Below are 22,158 nucleotides of genomic sequence, written 5' to 3'. Positions count from 1 at the left end.
CTTCATGCCTCAGCCCGAGTGCGGCGAGGCCTTGCCCTGCACGCCCGACAGCCTGGGCTGGCGCGCCCGGCTGGCGCTGGACTACCGGCTGGAGGGCGGCCGCTGTCTGCTGCGGCACCGCCACGAGGGGCCGCTGCGGGTGCTGAAAAGCCTCTACCCCGAGGGCGATGCGATCTGCCACAACGTGCTGGTCCATCCGCCCAGCGGCTTGGTCGCGGGCGACCGCTTGGAGATTGAACTGAGCGTGGGCGAGGGCGCCCATGCCTTGCTGAGCACGCCGGGTGCCACGCGCTTTTACCGCAGCAGCACCGGCGCCCTGGCCACGCAAAGCCTGCGCGCCCGCTTGGCCCCGGGCGCGCGCCTGGAATGGCTGCCGCTCGAAGCCCTGGCTTACCCGGGCTGCCGGGCGCTCAACGAGGCGCGCTTCGAACTGGCGCCGGGCGCCGAGCTGATGGCCTGGGATCTCACCGCCTTGGGCCTGCCCCAAGCCGGCCAGCCCTTCGAGGAGGGGCAGTTCCAGCAGCATCTGGAGATTCCAGGCATCTGGCTGGAGCGCGGTCTGATCGACGGCAGCGACGCCTTGCTGATGGACGGCTCCCTGGGCCTGGCCGGGCGGCGCTGCCTGGCCAGCCTGGTGTTTGCTGGCGGTGAGGCGCTGTCGCGCGAGCGGCGCGAGCGCGCGCTCGAGGCCGTGCGCGCCTGCATCGAGGCCCACCCGCTGCGCGACACCGCGGGCGTGACGGCGGCGCAGGAGCGCCTGCTGGTGCTGCGCGTGCTGGCGCCCCTGGTCGAGCCGGCCTTCGAATTGCTGCGCCAGTGCCGGGCGGCCTGGCGGCGCGAGCTCTGGGGACTGGACGAGGCTTCGCCGCGGCTCTGGGCGATGTGAGAACCGCCCCGCCGGCCTCGGGTATGCTGGTCCCAGAAGAGGGCGAGAGCGGGTACAGCGCGTGGACCAGAGCAGATGAGGCAGTACAAGGCCGGAAGGTATCGACCAGGGCCAGTGGCCCGGGCCGGCGCCTGGGGGCTTGCGCTGGCGCTGCTGGGTTTGCCCGCCGCTTGGGCGCAGGCGCCGCTGTCCGCGGCAGCGCCCAGCCCTGCGGCCGAGAAAGAGACCCTGCTTTGGGTCATGGTGCATTCCCCACCCACGGCCATCCTGCAAGGCTTGGGCCAGGGTCTGGGCTTTGTCGACAAGGCCTTGCTGCTGTTCCAGGCCGGCCTGCCCGAGCTGCAGCACCAGGTGCTGGACGGGAACTACGCCCGCGCCGCGGTGGAGCTGCGCAACAAGCCCAATGTCTGTGTGGCGGCCTTCTTGCGTCTGCCCGAGCGCGAGGCCTTCGTGCATTACAGCGAGCCCTATTTGACCGCCTTGCCTTACCAGCTGGTCACCTTGCAGCGTGAACGCGCGGGCCGCTTGCGGCTGGCGCTCGATGCCCAGGGTCGGGTGGACCTGGCCGAGCTCTTGCAGGGGGTGCCGCCTGGCCATCTGCCGCAAGAGGGCTGGCGGGTCGGTGTGGCCGGCGGGCGCTCGCTGGGCTTGCGCTACGACCACATGATCAAGAACCTGCCCACCGGCGCCCGCCTGAGCGTGCGCCACGGCAACCCCAGCGTCTCGGGCCTGCTGCGCATGCTGATGGACGACAAGGTCGATGCCATCATTGCCTTCCCCACCGAGCTCAGCTTTGCCGCCCGCGAGCTGGGTCTTCCAAGCAGCGAGCTGCGCCTGCTGCCCCTGCGCGATGCCGATGCGGCCACCACCTTGCATGTGGGCTGTTCGCGCTCGGCCTTGGGCGCCCGGGCCATCGAGGGTATCAATGCGGTGATCCGCAAGCAGGGGCCACGCATCGAGGGCTTCTATCGTGAGTGGCTGCCCTCGCCCTCGCGCGCCAATGCGCCCGGTCCGCGGCCCTGAGCCGCTTTGCGGGCGTCGCTCAGATCGAGACCAGCTGGCGCACGCCGCGGCTGACCATTTCTGAGCGGCTGCCGGCCGAGATGACGGCGCCGCGCTCCAGCACCAAGTAGTCGTCGGCCAATTCCTCGGCGAAGTCGTAGTACTGCTCGCACAGCAGCACGGCCATGGGCTGGCCGCCATTGGCCGCCAGGCCGCGCTCCGCCAGGCGGCGGATGACGCGACCGATGTCCTGGATGATGTTGGGCTGGATGCCTTCGGTGGGCTCGTCCAGGATCAGCAGGCGCGGCCCGGCCGCCAGCGCACGGGCGATGGCCAGCTGCTGCTGTTGGCCGCCCGAGAGATCGCCGCCGCGCCGTTGCAGCATCTGCTGCAGCACCGGGAAGAGCTCGAACAGCTCGGGCGGGATGGGGGTGCCGGCCGGCCGCGTGGCCAGGCCCAGGGCCAGGTTCTCGGCCACGGTCAGGCGGCCGAAGATCTCGCGGCCCTGCGGCACATAGCCGATGCCGGCGCGGGCGCGCTCGAAGGGTTTGGCGCGCGTGATGTCCTGACCGTTGAGCCGGACCTCGCCGCTTTTCACCGGCACCAGGCCCATCAGCGACTTGAGCAAGGTGGTCTTGCCGACGCCGTTGCGGCCCAGCAGCACGGTGATGCGGCCGGGCTGCACGCGCAGCGAGACATCGCGCAGGATGTGCGAGCCGCCGTAGTACTGCTGGAGGTTCTGGGCGATCAGCATGGCAGGCAGAAGGATGAAGATGGATTGAAGTAACTGATTTGCATGCCGCTCAACGTCCGAGGTAGACCTCGATCACGCGTTCGTCGGCCTGCACCTGGGACAGCGGGCCCTGGGCCAGCACGCGGCCTTCGCAGAGCACGGTGACGGTGCCGCCCAGACGGGCGATGAAGCCCATGTCGTGCTCGACCACGATCAGGCTGTGCCGGCCCTTCAGCTGCAGAAAAAGCTCGGCCGTGCGCTCGGTTTCCTGGTCGGTCATGCCGGCCACGGGCTCGTCGAGCAGCAGCAGCTTGGGCTCCTGGATCAAGAGCATGCCAATCTCCAGCCATTGCTTCTGGCCGTGGCTGAGCAAGCCGGCCGGGCGCTGCGCCTCGGCCTGCAGCTGGATCAGCTCCAGCACCTCGGCCAGGCGATCACGCTGCGCGCCGCTGAGCCGGTGCCACAGCGCCGCCGCCACGCCGCGCGGGCCTTGCAGGGCCAGCTCCAGGTTCTCGAACACGCTCAGCGCCTCGAACACCGTGGGCTTCTGGAATTTGCGGCACAAGCCCATGGAGGCGATCTCGGCCTCGCTGTGGCGCAGCAGGTCGATGGTGCCGCCGAAGAAGACCTCGCCGCGGTCGGGTCGGGTCTTGCCGGTGATGATGTCCATCATCGTGGTCTTGCCCGCGCCATTGGGGCCGATGATGCAGCGCAGCTCGCCCGGCGCAATGTCCAGGGACAGACCGTTGATGGCCTTGAAGCCGTCGAAGGCGACGTGCACGTCTTCGAGGTAGAGGATGCGGCCGTGGGTCAGGTCCAGCTCGCCGGCGCGGTGCGGGCGGGCGTAGCCGGGGCTGCGGTCACCGCCATGTTTGCCTTGCTGTTCGGCCAGACGTTCCTGGCCTTGTTCGAGCAGATCGGGGCTCATGCCTGGCCTGCCTTTCGCTGAGTGCTGATTCGGGAGACCAGTCCGGCCAGCCCCTGCGGCAGAAAGAGGGTGACGGCGATGAAGAGCGCGCCGAGGAAGTAGAGCCAGAACTCGGGCGCGCTGACCGTCAGCCAGCTCTTGGCCCCGTTGACGGCAAAGGCGCCGGCGATCGGCCCCAGCAGGCTGCCGCGCCCGCCGACCGCGGCCCAGACCGCGATCTCGATGGAATTGGCCACGCTCATCTCGCTCGGGTTGATGATGCCGACCTGCGGCACATAGAGTGCGCCGGCCAGGCCGCACATCATGGCCGAGACGGTCCAGATGCAGAGCTTGTAGGGCAGGGGCGAGTAGCCACAGAACATCAGTCGAGATTCGGCGTCACGCACGGCCTGCAGCACGCGGCCGAATTTGGATTGCGTCAGCCAGCGCGCCAGCAGATAGCAGCCGAGCAGGGCCAGGCCGCTGAGCACGAACAAGACCATGCGGGTCTGTGCCGTGTGGATGGGCTGGCCGAGGATGCGCTTGAAATCGGTGAAGCCGTTGTTGCCGCCGAGACCCGTCTCATTCCGGAAGAACAGCAGCATGGCGGCGTAGGTCAGGGCCTGGGTGATGATGGAGAAGTACACGCCCTTGATGCGCGAGCGAAAGGCGAAGTAGCCGAACAAAAAGGCCAGGCCACCCGGCACCGCCAGCACCAGCACCAGGGTGGCGAGAAAGCTGTCGCTGAGCTGCCAATGCCACGGCAGCGTCTTCCAGTCGAGGAAGACCATGAAGTCGGGCAAGGTGCTTTGGTACTGACCCTCGCGGCCGATCTGGCGCATCAGATGCATGCCCATCACATAGCCACCGAGCGCGAAGAACAGGCCATGGCCCAACGAGAGGATGCCGGCAAAGCCCCAGATCAGGTCCATGGCCAGGGCGCAGATGGCGTAGCACATGAACTTGCCCAGCAAGGCCACGCCGTAGTCGCTCAGATGCAAGACCTGACCCTCGGGCACCCACAGGTTCAGCACCGGCGCCAGCACGCAGATCAGCAGCAGTGCGCAGGCAACGAGCAGCCAGGCGCGGGGGCTGAGGAAGGATTGGGGCTTCATGGTCTTTGGCGGCTCGCTTGAGTGGGGTCTTGTTCGGTTCGGGTGGTCAGGGTGGCTGGGCGCTCTGTTGCGCTCATGTCCTCCGGCCCGGGCTGCGCCCGTGCCTCCCCCTTGACTTCGCTCCACAGAGCACCCAGCCACCCTTCCTTTCGGGCAGCCCACCACCCATGCACCGCGAACGCCCATCGTTGGCAGGAAGCGGGCTTCGGTCGGGTGTCGAAGCGAAAGAGACTGGCATCAGGAGGAGGGCAGGGCGCAGCCCCGCCCGGGGGACATGAGCGGAGGCACTCGGCCGGAGTCCGCTTCCCACGCACAGACTCGAAGAAGCCAAAAGCAGCCCCATTCAAGCCTCCACCACCCGACCCTTCATCGCGAAGATGCCCTGCGGCCGCTTCTGGATGAAGACGATGATGAACACCAGCAAGGCGATCTTGGCCAGCACCGCGCCGACCATGCCTTCCAGCAGCTTGTTGCCCAGGCCCAGGCCGAGGGCGGCGTAGACCGTGCCGGCCAGTTGGCCGACGCCGCCCAGCACCACCACCATGAAGGCGTCGACGATATAGCTCTGGCCCAGATCGGGGCCGACATTGCCGATCTGGCTCAGCGCGCAGCCGGCCAGGCCGGCGATGCCCGAACCCAGGGCGAAGGCGTAGGTGTCGGTGCGGGCGGTGTTGACGCCCATGCAGGAGGCCATGGCGCGGTTCTGCGTCACGCCGCGCACGAACAGACCCAGGCGGGTGCGTCGCAGCAGCAGGCTCATGCCGGCCAGCACCGCCAGGGCGAAGCCCATGATCAGCAGCCGGTTCCAGGGCAGGGACAGCGAGGGCAGCAGCTGCAGGCCGCCGCTCATCCAGGCCGGGTTCTCGACGCTGACGTTCTGCGCGCCGAAGAGGCTGCGCACCGCCTGCATCAGCACCAGGCTGATGCCCCAGGTGGCCAGCAAGGTTTCCAGCGGCCGGCCGTAGAGCCAGCGCAACACCAGGCGCTCCATCAGCGCGCCGACGGCCGCCGCGGCCAGAAAGGCGGCCGGCAGGGCGGCCAGCAAGTAATAGTCAAACGCAGCGGCAGGCAGCCACTGGCGGAAGGCCAGCTGCACCAGATAGGTGGCGTAAGCGCCCATCATCATCAGCTCGCCATGGGCCATATTGATCACGCCCATCAGCCCGTAGGTGATGGCCAGGCCCAAGGCCACCAGCAGCAGGATGCTGCCCAGGCTCAGGCCGGTGAACAGCTCGCCCAGGCGCTCGCCCCAGGCCAGGCTGGACTCCAGCTTGCGCAGCGAGGCGGCCAGCGCGCTTTTGACATTGGGGTCGGTCTCCTCGGCCAGGCGCTGGTTGATCAGCAGCTGGGTGGCGGGCCGGTTTGAGCGGCCCAGCTCGCGCGCAGCTTGGAGACGCAGGCTCGGGTCGCTGCTGCCGGCCAAGGCGGCAGCGCGCGCCAGGCTCAGTTCGGCCAGCACGTCTTCATGGCTCTCGCGGGCCAGCGCGCGGTCCAGCAAGGGCAGCTGCTGCTCGCTGGCATTCTGTTGCAGGGCCTGAGCGGCGGCCAGGCGTTCGGCAGGCTTGGCGCTGAACAATTGCAGCGCGGCCAGGGCTTGATCCAACTCGCCGCGCAGGCGGTTGTTGATCATCACCTCGGCCAGGTCTTGCGGCACCGGGCTGAGCGGGGCGCCGCTCAGGGCGTCCTCAGCGCTGCCATCGGCGTGCAGGATCAGCAGGCGCGTGCCGCTGGTCTTCAGTTGCTCGGCGGCCAGGGCCTGGATGAAGGCCTGCAGGCGTGGGTCGGGTGCTTGCGCGGCGGCGAGCAAGGCGGCATGCAGCGCGGCGATGCGGGCCTCGCTGTCTTCGTCGCTGGCCATGGCGCGCGCATGCGCCAGCGTCAGTGCCTGCGCGGGCGGCGTCGGTAGCAGCATCAGCAAGCTCAGCAGCAGCGCGCTCAGCAGGGAGGCCGCGCGGTGCACGAGTGTGGCCATGGGGGCTCCGCGGTTCAAAAAGGAAGGCTGCCGACCACGGGCCTTGCGGCCCGCTTGGTCAGCTCAATAAAAAAGTTACTTTTTCACCGGCTCATCGGGCTTCTTGTCATTGCCTTCGATGTAGGGGCTCCAGGGCTTGGCCTTGACCGGGGCCGGGGTCTTCCAGACCACGCCGAACTGGCCGTCCGCCTTGATCTCGCCGATGAACACCGACTTGTGCAGGTGGTGGTTCTTCTCGTCCATCTTGGAGGTGATGCCCGAGGGCGCGGTGAAGGTCTGGCCGGCCATGGCGGCGATGACCTTGTCCACGTCCGTGCTCTTGGCCTTCTCGACCGCCTGCTTCCACATATTGATGCCGATGTAGGTGGCCTCCATCGGGTCATTGGTCAGCGGCTTGTCCATGTGGCCGGGCAGCTTCTTGGCCTTGGCGTAGGCGCTCCACTTCTGGATGAAGGCGGTGTTGGCCGGGTTCTTGATGGACATGAAGTAGTTCCAGGCGGCCAGGTGGCCGACCAGGGGCTTCGTGTCTACGCCGCGCAGCTCTTCCTCGCCGACCGAGAATGCGACCACCGGCACATCCTTGGCCTTCAGGCCGGCATTGCCCAGCTCTTTGTAGAAGGGCACGTTGGAGTCGCCGTTGATGGTGGAGACCACGGCCGTCTTGCCGCCGGCCGAGAACTTCTTGATGTCGGCGACGATGGTCTGGTAGTCGCTGTGGCCGAAGGGGGTGTACTTCTCGTCGATGTCCGTGTCCTTCACGCCCTTGCTCTTGAGGTAGGCGCGCAGGATCTTGTTGGTGGTGCGCGGGTAGACGTAGTCGGTGCCCAAGAGCACCCAGCGCTTGGCGGCGCCGCCGTCCTTGCTCATCAGATAGTCCACCGCGGGGATGGCCTGCTGATTGGGCGCGGCGCCGGTGTAGAACACGTTCTTGCTCAGCTCTTCACCCTCGTACTGCACCGGGTAGAAGAGCAGGCCGTTGAGTTCCTCGACCACCGGCAGCACCGATTTGCGCGAGACCGAGGTCCAGCAGCCGAAGATCACGGCGACCTTGTCTTGTGTGAGCAGCTGTTTGGTCTTTTCGGCGAACAGCGGCCAGTTGGAGGCCGGGTCCACGACCACGGGTTCCAGCTTCTTGCCGAGCACGCCGCCCTTGGCATTGATCTCGTCAATGGCCATCAGCACCGTGTCCTTGAGCACGGTTTCAGAGATGGCCATGGTGCCGGACAGGCTGTGCAGCACGCCGACCTTGATGGTGTCGGCCGCTTGGGCCGAGAGGCCGGTGACGCTGAGGCCGGCCAGCGCGCTGGCGGCGGCCAGAGCTTTCAGCGAGAAGACGCGGCGGCTGGGGGTCTTGGAAGGGACGGGCATGGCGGGGCTCCTGAGGGTTCCGGGGTGGTGGGAGGGTGCGGTCTGACGAAGCCAATGTAGGCAGCAGGCTCGCGCTGGCATATACGGCGGATGGCGTACATGGCTAGCCCTGCGGGCCACGCCCTGTCGCAGGAAAGCCGCCGCCGGTTTGCCGTCGTTGGACTGCGTGGTCACAATCGCCTGCAGCCTTCCCACCCCACCCACACACTTGGCCGAACGGAACCCTGCCATGAGCTCTATGCCCAACCTCGACCTGGTCTTGCAACGCGTCATCCCGACTCCGGTCGCCCAGGTTTGGCGCTGCTGGACCGAGCCGGCCCTGCTGATGCAGTGGTTCTGCCCCAAGCCCTGGCAGACCGTCGAGTGCGAGATCGATCTGCGCCCCGGCGGCATCTTTCGCACCGTGATGCAGTCGCCCGCCGGTGAGCAGCACCCCAATGAAGGCTGCTATCTGGAACTGGTGCCGAACGAGCGCCTCGTCTGGACCGGCGCGCTCAAGGCCGGCTTCCGCCCGGCCGACGCGGCCGCTCATCCCTTTGTCTTCACCGCTGTCATCAGCCTGGCCCCGCATGCCGATGGGGGCACGCTCTACACAGCCACGGTCATGCACAGCGACGAGTCCGGCCGCCAGACCCACGAGGCCATGGGCTTCCAGCAGGGCTGGGGCGCGGCGCTGGATCAGCTGGTGGCGTTGATGGCCAAGCCCTGAGTCTTGCGGGCGGCAGACTTTGGACACATGGAGACTTGGCGTTCGGCCGCTATGCTGCCCGCGCTGCCGGTATCGGGGCGAAAGAGTCCAAGCCGAACCGAGCCGATGAAGCAGGCTTCCAAACGAATGCACAAAACCACTGTTCGGCTGGCCGTGGCCGGCGTTACCTTGTCTCTGGCCGGGCCGGCGTGGGCCTTTGCCCATGCTTCTGAAGGGCAGCTCTTGCTGCTCCTGCTGGCGGTGCTGGCCGGTGTTTTTCTGCCGCCCCTGCTGATCGCTGCGGCCAGCCCCACCATCCAGTCATGGATTGCCCAGGGGCTGCGTGACAACGCGGGCGCGGCGGACCAGCCCTTGAGGGGACCTTGGCTCGGCCGTGGTGCCGTCTTCATCTTGGCTCTGGTGGTTTGGGGTGCGCTGATTTCTGGCTTCATCTACGAACGTCTGCAGCGGGACCGGCTTTCTGCCGAGCGGCATGTGGCGCAGAGAAAGCAAGAAGAGCAGTTCGCCAATCAGGCCTGGCAGCAACAGACCTTGCGAGTGGCCGCCTGTGCGGACACGAAGGCGGCGCTTGAGGCCTTGATGAGCGTGCCGACGCCACCACCACGGCCTGTCTACACGCTGGACGTGAAGCTCCGCGTCGCCAAGGAGTGCGCCATTGAGCGCCCGCATCCCGAGATCCTCGCGCTTCTGCTCGACGACAGCAGCTACGCGGAAGAGCATTCCGGCGGCCCAGCGGCGATCACTTCGGCCGTGTTTCGCAGCATGAACCCAGACCTGCTGGCAGTTCTCGCACGTAAGCAGCTGCCGCTGTCGGCCGATGCGCGGCAAACGCTCTGGCAGGAGGCCTTGCGTGAGCTGCAGGAGAAAAACACGCCCTTGAAGCTTGACGGGCTGCGGGCCCTGCAGGCCCAGGGTGTGAACCTGAAACTGGATGGCCCATCGGGCCAGGACCTCTTGAGGTTCGCGGTCGAAACCCAGGCCGCAGACGTGATCGAGTTTGCGCTGGATCTCGGTCTGTCGCCGGATGTCACCACGCGCTTGCTCATCAATGTGCGTTTACCGAAGCCGGACGGGAGCCTGCCTGGGCCCAGCGAGCGACAGCCGACGGTGACCGAAGTCAGCAACTGGTCGACCTTGCAGTCCTGGACCTTGCGCCGATTCGGCCATGACTCAACGGAGCGTTTCGGGTTCAAGCCGCCGCCGCTGAGCGAGGCGGAGATAGCGTCCATCGACAAGCGCATGCGCCCATTGACGCCGGAGGAAGCGGCACTTCGGCGCCGAGAGTTCACGTTGAATACCAAAGCTCCCGACGGAGGTGCGGCCTTGTTTGCTTATATGTTGCAGCGCGGCGTGGCGCTCGACACTGCCGATGCGGCAGGCCATGGCCTGTTCTCGGCGAAGATGGACTATTCGGCGCCCTTGCTGGCGGTCTTGGCGGGTTTGAGTGACGAAGAGCTTCAGCGCATCAACTGTCCGACCCAGGCGCGGGTGTCCTTGAGGGCACAGGCAGCCGCAGCCCAAAACCAAGCGCTGCTGCGCTTGCTGGATGCCCGCCCCTTGCGCCGCTGCGCAGCTGTGGCCTAGGCGAACCCCGGCAACCGCCACGGCAATTGGGGTGCTTCAGTTCTCTTGCCCTGACAGAGATGCATCCGGCTGCCATGCCGCTCATGCCTCACGCGGAGTGATCCCCCCCAGCCTTTGCCAGCTCAGGAGCGTGAACGTCTGCAGGCGCTTGAATTGCTGGACAGCTGCCGCGAAATGCTGCGCTGCGCCGGTGACGGCGATCAGTTTGATCGATGCCGATCAGTCGTGGGTCACGGCCTCTAGCGGGCGAAGCGCCGCGCCGCAGCCTGGGCCTGTCCGTTTTCGGTGAAGACGCGGGTCGATGCGGCCACGCACTGCGCGCGTCAAGTCCGAGGCGCGCGATGCTTATCTCGTCGTTCAGGTCCGAGCCGTCGAGCCCGTGCCTTTCAGCGCAGCTTCTGTGCAGCAGCAGCGCTGTCGCTGGCGATATGGCGCAGAAAGTAGCGCACATAGAACGCACCCATGCCCAGGGTGATGGCAATCACGGCGGCACTCATCAGGCCGACATCGGAAGTGAACAGATCCTTGAACACGCTCATCGTTGGCTCCTTGTGGGCCGGTGGTGTGGGTGGCCCATGCTCGGATTGGGCGCCTTACGAGCTGGCTCGGACTTGAGCTGACGCAAAGCCTGCGCAGACAGAGGGGCGCGTAGGGAGCCATGGGAACAAGGGGAAGTGGTCGAACATCGTGATGTCTGGTGACTGGGGCTGGCGAGAGGAACGCAGCGCGGACCGAAGCTGCCTCCATCTCATGAACCGAATTCATGATCGGAGGGTAGAAGCTGGCACGGAAGCTGCAATAGCTATCTCAACTTCAGTTGTCTCCTCCACCGCCCCTGGGTGGATTCCAGCCTCAGGCCTTGTGCCTGGGGCTTTTTTTTGCCCATGCCAGGGCGGGCGCCCCATTTCAGGGCAAGGCGGTGCACCAGTACTGTGAGCGATGGCCGTTCTAAGATCCGCGCACCTCGATCCTTGCGCCGCCATGCCCATGTCCCTTGTTCGCGCTTTGTACCAGCTTCTCTTGCTGCCGATGCTGCTCTGCTTCGCGGCGCGGAGTGTGGCCGGGCCCGCCCAGGGGCAGATGCTTCAAGTACCCACCCGGGACGGCAGCAGCGTGACTGTGTTCTGGGCTGAGCGCGAGCAGGCGCGTGCCACGGTGCTGCTGTTCCCGGGCGGTGGAGGCGGCTTTGGCCGATTGGTCGATGGCCGGCCGCAGGGCGGCAACTTTCTCGTGCGCAGCTCGGCTGCGTTTCAAGCCGCAGGCTACCAGGTGGCCATCTTTGGCCGGCGCGCCGACGGCGCCGAGCTCGGCTACGAAGACCGCATCTTGCCCGCGCACCTGGCTGACATCGCCGATGTGGTAGCGGCGCTGAAGGCGCGCAGCGACCGCCCGCTGTGGTTGGTCGGCACCAGCCGCGGCACGATTTCGGCGGCCTCTGGCGCCATCGCCCTAGGCGATCAAATCGCCGGCCTGGTGCTCAGTTCCAGCATCGTTGCCATGAAGAAGCCCGGCGCCCTGCCGAGTCTAGACCTGGCGGCGATACGCAAGCCCGTGCTGCTTTTGCACCATGAGAAAGATGCCTGCTGGGTGTGCAAACCGCAGGAGGTGCCGGCCTTGCTGCAGCGTTTCAGCGGCGCGCCGGTCAAGCGCTTGATCTGGGCCGACGGCGGCGGACCCGCCAGCGGCGAGCCCTGCGAGCCGCAGCATTGGCATGGCTTCGTCGGCATGGAAGCTGAAGCGGTGGGGCTGATCACCGACTGGTTGGCGGAGCCGCGCTGAGTCGCTTGGCAAGGGCGTTTGTCGGCACAGAACCGTCGTTCGCCGAGTTTTGAATACGAACGCAGAGTGCGCGGAGGCTCGCAGAGGTCGCAGAGAGAGAAGAAAGGCGAGGATTGTGTTCTCAGCGTCCTCTGCGGTCCTCTGCGAACTCTGCGTGCTGAAACTTCTCCGCGAACGACGGCTCCGCGCCGATTCCAGCCGTCCCCGCAGCGCTTCAGTGGAACTGCAGACGCTGCAGTTGCCCGGCCGTATCGGTGTGACTCAGTTCGTGGGCCAGGGTGGCAAAGTTCACATGCAGCGTGGCCTCTTGCGTGCCAGCTTTCCAGCGTAGGGTCAGGTCTTGCGGGCTGCTGGCCTCGCTGCTGAACTCGCCGGCAAAGGCGGGGTGGCTGTTGCGCAGGCGGATCAGCTGGATCAGCTGCTGCACCACGGGGCGCTGCAGCTCGGAGGCAATCTCGGCCTCGTCGTAGTAGTGGCGATTGATGTCGCGGCCGACGCCGCTGCGGGCCAGCAGCTCCATATCGTTGTGGCCGGCCAGCAGGCCGACGTAGTAGACCTGGGGCACGCCCGGCAGGAAGAACTGCAACGCCCGCGCCAGCAGGTAGCGCACATCGTCGCGGCCCAGGGCGTCGTAGAAGGTGCAGTTGACCTGGTAGAGATCGAGGTTGGAGGCCGCAGCGCCCGTGGCTTGGCGGCTCTCGCCGCCGCTGTTGCTGTGGATACGTTCGACCAGAGCATCGAGTTCGGCTGGCGGCACCAGGCCGGGTTGGCCTTCGCGGTCGCTGGCGTCGGCGCCGATGTCGATGATGCCGATGCCGTCGTGCGTGTCCAGCACCGTCAGCGCATTGCGCGGCCGCTGCGTAATCCACTGCTGCAGCGGGCCGGACTGGGCGAAGAAGAAAGCGTGTAAGACCAGGGGCGGCAGAGCGAAGTCGTAGACCCAGTCCACGCGTGCGGCGATCTCGATCTGGCGCTGGTAGTAAGCATGAATCTCGACCAGCACCTCGATGCCGAGGCTGCGCGCCTGTGCCGCGAACTCATCGATGAAGGCAAAAGTCTCCGGCATCATGAAGCAGCTGGAGCCGGCCTTCTTGATGGCGTAGCCCACGGCATCCAGGCGCACCATGCGGATGCCTTTGTCGGCAAAGGTCTGAAGGATGCTCAGCAAGTAAGCGCGGCCCTGCGGATGGTGCACGGCGATGTCGATCTGGGCAGCGGTGAAGGTGGTCCAGAGCAGCTTCTTCTGGCCGTTCTTCAGTGTGGCCATCTGCACCGGCAGGCCGGGGCGCGGCCGGTAGACGGCCAGCAGATCGGCTTCGGTGGCGCCCTCCGGAAAGACTGCATCCAGGGTCAGAAACAGGCCGGCATAGGGCGAGGCGTCGCCGCGCGCCGAGTAGTCCAGGAACTGGGGCGAGCTGCTCGACATGTGGTTCACGATCACATCCCCCATGACGTCGAGGCTGTCCGTCAGGTCTTTGATGTCGTCCCAAGTCCCTAAGCGCGGGTCGACCTGGGTGTGGTCGATCGGGTCGAAGCCGGCATCGGCGCCGTCGATGGCATGGAAGAAAGGCAGCAGGTGCACGCCGCCGAAGACCTCACCGAGCGCGCCGCCTTGGCCCAGCAGGCGGCGCAGGCGCTGCAGGTCCTGGCCGTCGAGGCGGCCACCGAGGCGGTCGACGTAGGTGATCAGTTGGACTTGGTTCTTCATGATTTCAATTCGGACGGGGAAGGCTGAGGCGTGGTCTGCACGCGCAGCATCGCGATCGCGGCGCAGACCAGCAGCGCACCGGCCAGGCGGATCACATGGTCCGGGCGGCCGCCCAGCAGGCTGTGATAAATCAGCGGCAGCGTCACCATCTGGATCAGCATGGGGATGACGATGAACATATTGAAGATGCCCATGTACACCCCGGCGCGCTCGGGCGGGATGCTGCCGGCCAGCAGCACATAGGGGTTGCCCATGATGCTGGCCCAGGCCAGACCCACGCCCAGCATGGGCAGGAGCAGCAGCCAGCGGTTCTGGATTTCGGGAATGGCCCACATGCCAGCGCCGGCAAGCACCAGGCACAGCGCATGCACGCGCTTGGGGCCAAAGCGCCGGGTGAAGGGCACCATCGCAAAGGCCGCGAGGAAGGCGACGAAGTTGTAGAAGCCGCCGATCTGTCCGTTCACCAGGCCGGCGTCTCGGAAGCCTTGGGAATGCGGGTCGCTGCTTTGGAAGAGCGTCAGAGCCAGTGACGGCACGATGTAGATCCAGTAGCACATCATGGCGTACCACTGGAATAGCTTCATCCACCAGAGCTGGCGCATGGTGCGCGGCATTTCGCGCAGCGCGCTCCAGATTTCTCGCAGCGCGGCGCCCAGGCCGCGCGGCTGTCGGCGCATCTGCTCCAGCTCATCGCTGCTCAGCGGCAACTCAGGCACCCGCCGCACCGACCACCAGACCGTGCTGATGGAAAACACGGCGCCGATGAGAAAAGCCGTCAGGGTGATCTGCGGGATGTTGTTGCTGCCCAGCGCGTCCTTGTCCATGCCCATCAGCACCAGCAAGGTGGGCGCGAGATAGGCCAGGGTCTGGGCCAGGCCGGTGAAGGCGCTTTGGGTCAGAAAGCCCAGGGAATGCTGGCTGGTGTTGAGCCGGTCTGAGACGTAGGCGCGGTAGGGCTCCATGGTCACGTTGTTGGCGGCGTCCAGGATCCAGAGCAGGCCGGCGGCAAACCACAGCGTCGGGCTGAAGGGCATGGCCAGCAGGCCCAGGCTGCAGAGCAGGGCGCCGATCAGGAAGTAGGGCGTGCGCCGGCCCCAGCGGCTGACGGTTCGATCGCTGAAGGCGCCGACCAGGGGCTGCACCAGCAGGCCGGTCATGGGCCCGGCCAGCCAGAGCAAGGGCAGACTGGCTTCGTCCGCGCCCAGGTACTGGTAGATCGGGCTCATATTGCTCTGCTGCAGACCGAAGCTGAACTGGATGCCGAAGAATCCGATGTTCATGTTGACGATCTGCCAGAAGCTGAGTCTGGGTTTGTTCATATGACTCATGAGGCGTTTTCCGTCAGCGTCTGTTGCTGCAGGGCCTGCCGCCATGGCAGGAAGAAGGCGTCGTCCTCGGGCATGGGGCCGCGCTCGCCACACAGGGCCGCGGCATAGCGATTGGCCAGTTGCAGGCTGTCCGGCAGCGCATGGCCGCCCATCTGGCTGGCCAGCAGCATGGCGCTGAAGGCATCGCCCGCGCCGACGGTGTCGACCAGTTGGGCGATGGCAAGACCTGACCCTTGCGCCAGCAGTTCACCGTCAGCGGCGAAGGCCGCATAGCCGGCGCTGCCGCGGGTGAGGATCAGGCGCTGCAAGCCAAAGCGCTGCATCAGCGTCGCCACGGCCGAGCTCAAGGCTTGGGCGTCGCCCAGCGGGTTCAGCGCCGCATCGCCGACGCGGCCGAACCAGCGGAAGAGCAAGCCCAGCTCTTCGTCGTTGACCTTGAGCCAGTCGGCCTGGGCCAGCGAGGCGGCGGCCAGCTCGGGCGTGTCGGTGCCGGCGCGTAGGTTCAGGTCCAGGTAGCGCGTGCAACCGAGGCTGCGGGCTTGCTTGGCCAGGGCCTGGATGCTGGCGCCCGAGACCGCGCCACGCTGCGCCAAGGTGCCGAAGTAAAGGAAACGCGGCCGCAGGGCTTCCAGTGATGCCAAGGCCGGTTCCGAGGCGATGAAGTCCCAGGCGGCCGGCGTGTGGATGTGAAAGCTGTGGCCGGCCGGGCTGCCGTCGGCAGCGAACTGCTCGCTGACGGTGACGCGGCCGGTCGCATGCGTGGGGTCGATCTGCACGCCCTCGGTCGCCAGGCCGAAGCGCTGCAGGCTGGTGCGGATCAGGGCGCCACCGGCATCGCCGTGGCCGATGCGGCTGACGAAGCACACCGGGGCTTGCGACCCGGGCCCGTCGGCCAGCAAGGCGCCCAGCGAGCGCGCCAAATTGAAGGGCGCGCCGCCGGCGACCTGGCGCTCGTGGAACTCGTCCACCAGCGCCTCGCCCACCAGCAAGACGGCAGAGCTAGGCTGCTGCATGAGGCCGCCGCGATCAGAAGTTGTACTTCAGCGTGGCGCGCAGGCTGCGGCCGTTGAAGGCGCGTGCGGCATGGCCGTCGCCCTCGATCTCGGTGTAGGCCAGGGTGTTGAACAGGTTGTTCGCCGACAGCGAGAGCTGGGCCTTGTCACCCAGGGGCAGGTTCACAAAGGCATTGACCAGGGTGTACCCCTTCATGGTGATGGTGTTGGCATCGTCACCGTAGGACTTGCCCGAGCCGACCAGGGCGGCGCCCACCTCGATCTGGCCGAGCATCACGCTCGGCGCCAGCTGGTAGACGAAGTTGGCCTGACGGCGCGGCTTCTTGCCGACGATGGCGGCGTCGTTCGAGGCCTTGATCTTGGCGCTGGTGAAGGTGGCGCCGCCGCTCAGGCTGAAGTCGCCCCAGCTGTAGGCCGCTTCCAGCTCCAGGCCGCTGGCCTTGTACTTGTTGGCGCTGAACTTCTGGGTGGTGATCTCGAAGTTGCTTTCGGTCGTGCGGGCGTTGAACACGGTGGCGAACAGGCTCAGGCCGGCCTGGCGCCATTTGAGGCCGCCTTCCACCTGGTCGATCTCGTTGACGCTGATGGGCACCGAGCCGTCCAGCGGATTGCCGTAGAGCAGGCGGTCGGCGCTGAAGGAGACGCCGTTGCTGACGCGGGCGAAGCCGGCCAGATTGGGCGTCACGCTGTAGTTGGCGCCCAGCGAGTAGGAGGTGTGGCCGACCTTGTAGTTGACCGTCTTCTGGCTGGCTGCGTCCCAGGTCTTGGCTGTGTTGTTGCCGGACAGGGAGTAGCCGCTGGCCTTTTGCTCATCGCGGCGCAGGCTGCCGTCGAGTGTCAGGCTGCCCAGGTCGACCGCAGCCGCGGCGTAGGGCGAGGTCTGGGTGTACTGCACGTCAAAGGTTCGGGTGCAGCAGCCGCCCCAGGTGGTCCAGCCTTCGGCGATCGGGCCGGTGCCCGGCTGACCGGCGGCGTTCAGCACCTGCGAGCCCTCGCCCTGCATGCTCAGCTTGTACTGGTTCCAGAACCAGGTCTGGGCCACGTTCTGCACGCCGTAGAACAGGCCGGCGACCAGGGTGGTTTTGACGCCGTCGCTCTGCATCACCTTGCTCAGCTTCAGGTCGTTGAAGGTGTTGTCAAAGTTGTCGAGCGAGGTGTTGAACAAGGTGCCGGTGAAGGACTTATCGGCGCCGTTGTTGCCGTTGTCTGCAGGGAAGAGTGCGATGAAACGGCCCGAGTTGCTGGCCTTGCGGAACTTCTCTTCCACGCTGAAGCCGTTGCCCAGATCCAGGCCGGCCTCGAAGCCCAGGGCCAGGCTCTTGATGCGCAGGCCGTCGCGGGTGTTGCTGGTGCTGGTGCCGCCGTCCTTGTTGTAGCCGCTGTCCTTGGCCAGGCTGGGGGTGATGAAGAAGGCGGTGCGCGGGTCGATGCCGGAGATGGTGCGGATCTGACCCTTGTCTACCGTGACGGGCACCGGCATGAAGGAGGGCGTGCGGTCGTTCAAGGCCTTGACGCTGACGCTCACATAGCCCGCGGCTATCTTCTGCGTCAGCTTGGCGCGGATCTGGCCGCCGTTCTCGACATTCATGCCGGTCGGCCGGCCGCCTTCGCCGATGCGCTGGAAGCCACCGATGTGGAAGCTGGTGCCATTGCCGATGCTGCCGCCGTAGTCGGCGTCGAGGCGCATCAGGCGGTCGTCCAGGCCCACGCTCAGGCCGATGGCACCTGCGGGCTTGCCGGCGCCGGTCTTGCTGATGAAGTTGATCAGGCCACCGGGCGAGTTGGACGCCAGGGTGGAGGCCGAACCGCCGCGCACCACCTCCAGGCGGGCCGTGCTGTAGTCGGCGCGCAGGAACTGGTCGGCGGTGCCGAAGGAGATGTCACCGAAGAGCAGCACGGGCAGGCCGTCCTCCTGCATCTGCACATAGCGCGAGCCGCCGGCCGACAGCGGCACGCCGCGCACGGTGACGTTGGCATTGCCCTCGCCGCCGGTCGATTCCGAGCGCAGGCCCGGCACGCTGCGCAGCAGCTCGGCCGCGCTGCTGGCGCCGGCCTTGGCGATCTGCTCGCTGTCGATGGAGCTGACCGAGAGGCTTTGCTTCATCTTGGTCGTGCGCACCGAGCTGCCGGTCACCACCACTTGGTTGAGTTTCAGCCGGTCTTGTTTGTCAGCCCCTTGTTTGCTGTCCTGGGCCGCTTCGGCCTCGCCGGCGGGCGCGGCCGCTTGCTGAGCCAGGGCTGGCAGTTGCAGCAGGGCCAGGGTGATGGCGGCCAAAGCTGGGCGGCGGGAAAAGAATGGCTGGTGCTGTCGCATGGTATCTGTCTCCTTGGAGGGGCGGGGCATGCTCAGGGAAGGCGGCGTGCCCCGCGGAACATCGAGACCGCTGGTGGGCTTGCTGCCTTTTAGGGCATCGTGCACCACTGCCGTCTTCTTGGGCACCATTCTGGAACTTATTGCAATCGATTGCAAACAAGGGGAAACGCGTATCTGCCTAATGGCAACAAGGTTTTTGACAAAACTCTTGCAATCGATCGTCAGGCGGCGCTGCGCCGGACGATCAGGTTCACGCCCAGGGTGCGTGAATCGCTGCGCTCACCGCGCAGCTGGGCCATCAGAGCGGCCACCAGTTCGGTGCCCGCTTTCGACACCGGCTGATGCACCGTGCTTAGCGGCGGGTCGCAGTAGGCGGCCAGGGGCATATCGTCATAACCGACCACCGCCACGTCATCGGGCACCACCCGGCCACGCGCCCGCAAGGTGTGAATGGCTTGCAGGGCCAGCAAATCGCTGCAGGCGACCACGGCATCGAAGTTCGGCGCTTCGGGCAGCCAGCGCTCCAGTGCCAGGCGCGCGCCGGCCGGCTCGAAGGGCAGGGCCAACTCCAGCGCCGGATCGGCGCGCAGGCCGGCTTCCTTCAAGGCCTGATGGTAGCCCTCGCGGCGCAGCCAGACTTCGGGCAGCTGGGCGTCGCCAAGGAAGGCAATGCGCCGCCGCCCCAGCGCCAGCAGATGGCGCGTCGCCTGCAGGCCGCCGTCGGCGTTGTCGCCGCCCACGGTGCAGTAGAGCTGCTGCGGCAGGGCGCCACCCCAGACCACCAAGGGCAGTTGGCGTGCAGCCAGGGCGTTGAGCTGGTCGTGGTGGCGCCACTGGCCCACCATGATCACGCCGATGGCCTTGCCCGAGTCGTAGAACTGTGCGGCCAGATCCAGGTGCTCGGCGTCGACGCGCGAGAGCAGCATGTCGTAGCCCTGGTCGGTCAGCGCATCGGCAATGCTGCCCACCAGGGCCAGGAAGAAGGGGTCGGAGATGTGCTGGCGCGAGGCCGCCTCGAAGGGCACGACCACCGCCACGGTGCGGTTTTTCTGCAGGCGCAGGTTCTGCGCACCGAGGTTGATCGAGTAGTTCAGCGAACGGGCCAACTCGGCCACCCGCTGCCGCGTCTCAGCATTGACCAGCGTGCTGCCGCTCAAGGCGCGTGAAACGGTAGACACCGAGACGCCGGCCAGGCGGGCGATATCGGCCATCTGCAGGCGGCGCTGTTCGGCGGGTCCCGCGGCGGGGCGTGCCACCGAGGCGGCGGCAGGCGATGGAGCAGAAGCCCCGGTCGGCGGCGGTGCCGGTGGGGCCGAGGACGGCGAGCGCTTGGACATGGGCCGGGATTGTGCCGCAGCCCCTACCGGCGGAGCTGCATCAGGGCGAAACGCGGTGCGCGCGGTGATCGAGAACGGCCTGTGCTTCGCCTCCAGAAAAGCAATGCCAAGGGCGCAAAAGCTTTCATTGCGTGCGCTCGATGAACAAACTCGAGGCAAGCGTGTCAAACACCGCGCCTCGGCAGCCCGTCCGCTGCAACTTCGGCCCAAACCCCAGCAAACACGGGGCCTGTACGGTGGAATTGACACGTTAAGCATTGTTAAGATTTGCTGCGGTTTCATTTTGATACACCGATCGCCCGCCTCCGAGACCCCCAATATGTCCCTCGCCAGCCCCGCCAACAGCTCCGCGCTCACCATCGTTCATGTGGTGTTTTCCTCGCGCATTGCCGGCGGTGAACGCCATTGCATCGACCTCGCCCATGCCCAGGCCGCCCTCGGCCACCGCGTGCATGTGATCGGCAGCCGCGGCTCGGCCGTGGCCGGCGAGTTGGGCCCCGGCATCCAGTTTCATGGCCTGGCGCTGCCGCTCTTGCGCGGCTGCCGGGTGCGCCGCCTGGCCCGTCGCCTGGGTGCCGACATCTGTCACGGCCACCTGGGTCCGGCTTGCAAGGCGGTGGCCGAGGTCCGTGGCGCGGCCCGCGTGGCCACGCTCCATGTGGGCTACAAAGCCCACCACCACGCCCGCCAGGACGGCCTGATTTGCGTCAACCGCAGCCAGGCCCAGCTGCTGCAGGCTTATGGAGGTGCCGTCAGCGTGATCCACAACTGGGCGCCCGAACGTGGGCCGGCGCCCTTGTCGCTGTGCTTGCGTCGCGAGCTGGGTTTGCGCCCCGATCAGCTCCTGGTCGGCTCGGTCGGGCGTTTGCATCCCAGCAAGGGCATGGACCTGCTGATCCAGGCCTTCCAGGCCGAAGCGCCGGCCGATGCAGCCCTGGTCATTCTGGGTGAGGGCAAGGAGCGCGAGGCCTTGCAGCGTCTCTGCGGCGCCGACCCACGCATCCACTTGCTGGGCTACCGAGCTCAGGTCGACGCGGCTTTGCAGTCCCTGGACCTGTTTGTTTCCGCCTCGCGTGAGGAAGCATTTCCGCTGGCGATTTTGGAAGCCATGCGGGCCGGGCTGCCCATCATTTCTACGGCCACCCAGGGGCCGCAGGAAATGCTGGCCGGCCAGCCGGCCACCTTGGTGCCGGTGGGCGATGTGGCGGCCCTGGGCCGCGCCTTGCGCGAACGCCTGGCTACCTTGCGTCCGCAGCCCGGCCAGTCGGTCGACCGCCAGCGTGTCGACTACTGCCTCAGCGCCTATGAACGACCGCAGGCCGTGGCCCGCGTGATCGCTTTCTACCGCGATGTGCTGAGCCGCCGCGCCAAGGCTCCGGGCGCCCAGCCGCAGCTGCAGGGCAGTCCGGCCCATGTTTAAGCGGCCGCGCACCGACTTCTGGCAGGTCGGCATCGTGCCGGCGCCGATTGCCGAGCTCGACGCGGCCCGCCTGCAAGCCCTGGCCCCGTCCATCGTCTGGCTGCCCTCGGCCGGACCCTGGCGCTACCTGGCTGATCCTTTTGGACTGCGCCGCGGTGATGCCTTGCATGTGTTCGTCGAAGCCTTCGACTACCGGACCAAGCACGCGGTGATCGAGCGCCATGAGCTGAGCGCGGCCGATCTGCAGTGGCGCAGCCAGCGCACGGTGCTGGCCCGGCCTTTTCATCTGTCCTACCCCCAGGTCTTCGAGCATGAAGGCGCCACCTTCATGGTGCCCGAGAGCGCCCAAGCCGGCGAGGTGGCGCTTTACCGCGGCGACGACAGCCTGAACCACTGGCAGCGCGAATGCGCCCTGCTCAGCGATCTGCCGGTGGCCGACGCTTCGCTGATCGAGCATCAGGGCCGTTGGTGGATGTTCTTCTCCTTGGTGGGCAAAGGTGCGCGCGACCAACGCGAGCTGCATCTGGCGCATGCACCGGCGCTGACCGGGCCCTGGACACTCCATGCGGGCAACCCCATCCGGGTCGACCGCAGCGGCGCCCGGCCGGCCGGTCGGCCCTTCCATGCGGCCGATGGCGCTGTGATGCTGCCGGTGCAGGACAGCTCGCAGACCTATGGCGGCGCAACCCGCATGCTGCGCTTCGAGCAGCTCAGCCTGGAGCGCGTGCAGTACGCGCCCACCGGGCTGTTCTTGCAAGGTGCCATGGCGCGAGCCGATCATCCCGACGGCCTGCACACCCTCTCGGCCTGTCAAGACCTGACCCTCATCGATGTCAAGCGTATCGATCGCTCGCGTGCCAAGCAATGGCTGGACCTGAAGCGGCGCGCCCGCCGTTTGTTCGGTCGTCCGCAGCCGCTTCCCCAGACGGTGTGAGCGCCCGGGCCCTGTGAGTCCCCGAGTGCGGCGCAGGGACAACACTGCG

18 protein-coding genes are annotated in these 22,158 nt (G+C 66.9%); 7 read left to right on the top strand and 11 right to left on the bottom strand.

Annotated elements, in window-relative coordinates; genetic code table 11:
• Positions 1-52 precede the first annotated feature (52 nt).
• Positions 53-886: an urease accessory protein UreD gene (locus LNV28_RS12765; protein WP_263518146.1), complete on the top strand. Its 834-nt coding sequence runs from the start codon at positions 53-55 to the stop codon at positions 884-886.
• A 75-nt stretch (positions 887-961) separates the two neighbouring features.
• Positions 962-1,909, top strand: coding sequence for a hypothetical protein (locus LNV28_RS12760; RefSeq protein WP_263517920.1), 948 nt, complete (start codon positions 962-964; stop codon positions 1,907-1,909).
• Between the two features lie 19 nt (positions 1,910-1,928).
• Here the strand turns inward: LNV28_RS12760 and urtE are convergent, their stop codons facing one another.
• From urtE to urtA, 5 genes are all read right to left on the bottom strand, one after another.
• Positions 1,929-2,642 (bottom strand): urea ABC transporter ATP-binding subunit UrtE, encoded by a 714-nt coding sequence (gene urtE, locus LNV28_RS12755; RefSeq protein WP_263517919.1) that lies wholly within the window; start codon positions 2,640-2,642, stop codon positions 1,929-1,931.
• 49 nt (positions 2,643-2,691) lie between these two features.
• Positions 2,692-3,549 carry an urea ABC transporter ATP-binding protein UrtD gene (gene urtD / locus LNV28_RS12750; RefSeq protein WP_102769179.1) on the bottom strand — a complete coding sequence of 286 codons (858 nt, stop codon included), beginning with the start codon at positions 3,547-3,549 and terminating at the stop codon, positions 2,692-2,694.
• The gene (urtC, locus tag LNV28_RS12745; protein ID WP_263517918.1) at positions 3,546-4,643 is read right to left on the bottom strand and encodes an urea ABC transporter permease subunit UrtC; all 1,098 of its coding nucleotides are present in this window, start codon (positions 4,641-4,643) and stop codon (positions 3,546-3,548) included. Before urtC ends, urtD begins: the two co-directional genes overlap by 4 nt.
• Positions 4,644-4,986: 343 nt before the next feature.
• Positions 4,987-6,615 (bottom strand): urea ABC transporter permease subunit UrtB, encoded by a 1,629-nt coding sequence (urtB, locus tag LNV28_RS12740; RefSeq protein WP_411969970.1) that lies wholly within the window; start codon positions 6,613-6,615, stop codon positions 4,987-4,989.
• Between the two features lie 75 nt (positions 6,616-6,690).
• Positions 6,691-7,983, bottom strand: a complete 1,293-nt coding sequence (gene urtA / locus LNV28_RS12735) for an urea ABC transporter substrate-binding protein (protein ID WP_263517917.1) — start codon at positions 7,981-7,983, stop codon at positions 6,691-6,693.
• Positions 7,984-8,212: 229 nt separating this feature from the next.
• On the opposite strand from urtA, the gene LNV28_RS12730 reads away from it, so the two are divergent.
• A complete protein-coding gene (locus LNV28_RS12730) occupies positions 8,213-8,692 on the top strand; it encodes an SRPBCC family protein (RefSeq protein ID WP_263517916.1) in 480 nt (159 codons plus the stop codon).
• A 126-nt stretch (positions 8,693-8,818) separates the two neighbouring features.
• Positions 8,819-10,276, top strand: a complete 1,458-nt coding sequence (locus tag LNV28_RS12725) for a hypothetical protein (protein WP_263517915.1) — start codon at positions 8,819-8,821, stop codon at positions 10,274-10,276.
• A gap of 386 nt (positions 10,277-10,662) precedes the next feature.
• Here LNV28_RS12725 and LNV28_RS12720 read toward each other — a convergent pair whose 3' ends face one another.
• Positions 10,663-10,815 carry a DUF3149 domain-containing protein gene (locus LNV28_RS12720; protein ID WP_263517914.1) on the bottom strand — a complete coding sequence of 51 codons (153 nt, stop codon included), beginning with the start codon at positions 10,813-10,815 and terminating at the stop codon, positions 10,663-10,665.
• A 448-nt stretch (positions 10,816-11,263) separates the two neighbouring features.
• On the opposite strand from LNV28_RS12720, the gene LNV28_RS12715 reads away from it, so the two are divergent.
• Positions 11,264-12,055, top strand: a complete 792-nt coding sequence (locus LNV28_RS12715) for an alpha/beta hydrolase (protein ID WP_263568957.1) — start codon at positions 11,264-11,266, stop codon at positions 12,053-12,055.
• Positions 12,056-12,269: 214 nt separating this feature from the next.
• Here the strand turns inward: LNV28_RS12715 and gtfA are convergent, their stop codons facing one another.
• From gtfA to LNV28_RS12690, 5 genes are all read right to left on the bottom strand, one after another.
• Positions 12,270-13,763 carry a sucrose phosphorylase gene (gene gtfA / locus LNV28_RS12710; RefSeq protein WP_263517912.1) on the bottom strand — a complete coding sequence of 498 codons (1,494 nt, stop codon included), beginning with the start codon at positions 13,761-13,763 and terminating at the stop codon, positions 12,270-12,272.
• A complete protein-coding gene (locus LNV28_RS12705; RefSeq protein WP_263517911.1) occupies positions 13,760-15,082 on the bottom strand; it encodes an MFS transporter in 1,323 nt (440 codons plus the stop codon). The genes gtfA and LNV28_RS12705 overlap by 4 nt, the downstream gene beginning before the upstream one ends.
• 5 nt (positions 15,083-15,087) lie before the next feature.
• The gene (locus tag LNV28_RS12700; RefSeq protein ID WP_263517910.1) at positions 15,088-16,104 is read right to left on the bottom strand and encodes a PfkB family carbohydrate kinase; all 1,017 of its coding nucleotides are present in this window, start codon (positions 16,102-16,104) and stop codon (positions 15,088-15,090) included.
• A 13-nt stretch (positions 16,105-16,117) separates the two neighbouring features.
• Entirely contained in the window at positions 16,118-18,418 is a 2,301-nt protein-coding gene (locus LNV28_RS12695; RefSeq protein WP_263517909.1) for a TonB-dependent receptor, read from the bottom strand.
• A 221-nt stretch (positions 18,419-18,639) separates the two neighbouring features.
• The gene (locus tag LNV28_RS12690) at positions 18,640-19,755 is read right to left on the bottom strand and encodes a LacI family DNA-binding transcriptional regulator (RefSeq protein ID WP_263517908.1); all 1,116 of its coding nucleotides are present in this window, start codon (positions 19,753-19,755) and stop codon (positions 18,640-18,642) included.
• A gap of 319 nt (positions 19,756-20,074) precedes the next feature.
• Here LNV28_RS12690 and LNV28_RS12685 point away from each other — a divergent pair, with 319 nt between their 5' ends.
• Positions 20,075-21,175 (top strand): glycosyltransferase, encoded by a 1,101-nt coding sequence (locus LNV28_RS12685; RefSeq protein ID WP_263517907.1) that lies wholly within the window; start codon positions 20,075-20,077, stop codon positions 21,173-21,175.
• A complete protein-coding gene (locus tag LNV28_RS12680) occupies positions 21,168-22,109 on the top strand; it encodes a glucosamine inositolphosphorylceramide transferase family protein (protein ID WP_263517906.1) in 942 nt (313 codons plus the stop codon). The genes LNV28_RS12685 and LNV28_RS12680 overlap by 8 nt, the downstream gene beginning before the upstream one ends.
• Positions 22,110-22,158 lie beyond the last annotated feature (49 nt).

The organism is Paucibacter sp. DJ2R-2, from assembly GCF_025717675.1.
Lineage (GTDB): Bacteria > Pseudomonadota > Gammaproteobacteria > Burkholderiales > Burkholderiaceae_C > Paucibacter_A.
Note: the sequence above shows the minus strand (reverse complement) of the source record. Positions and strands in the feature narration are given on the sequence as shown.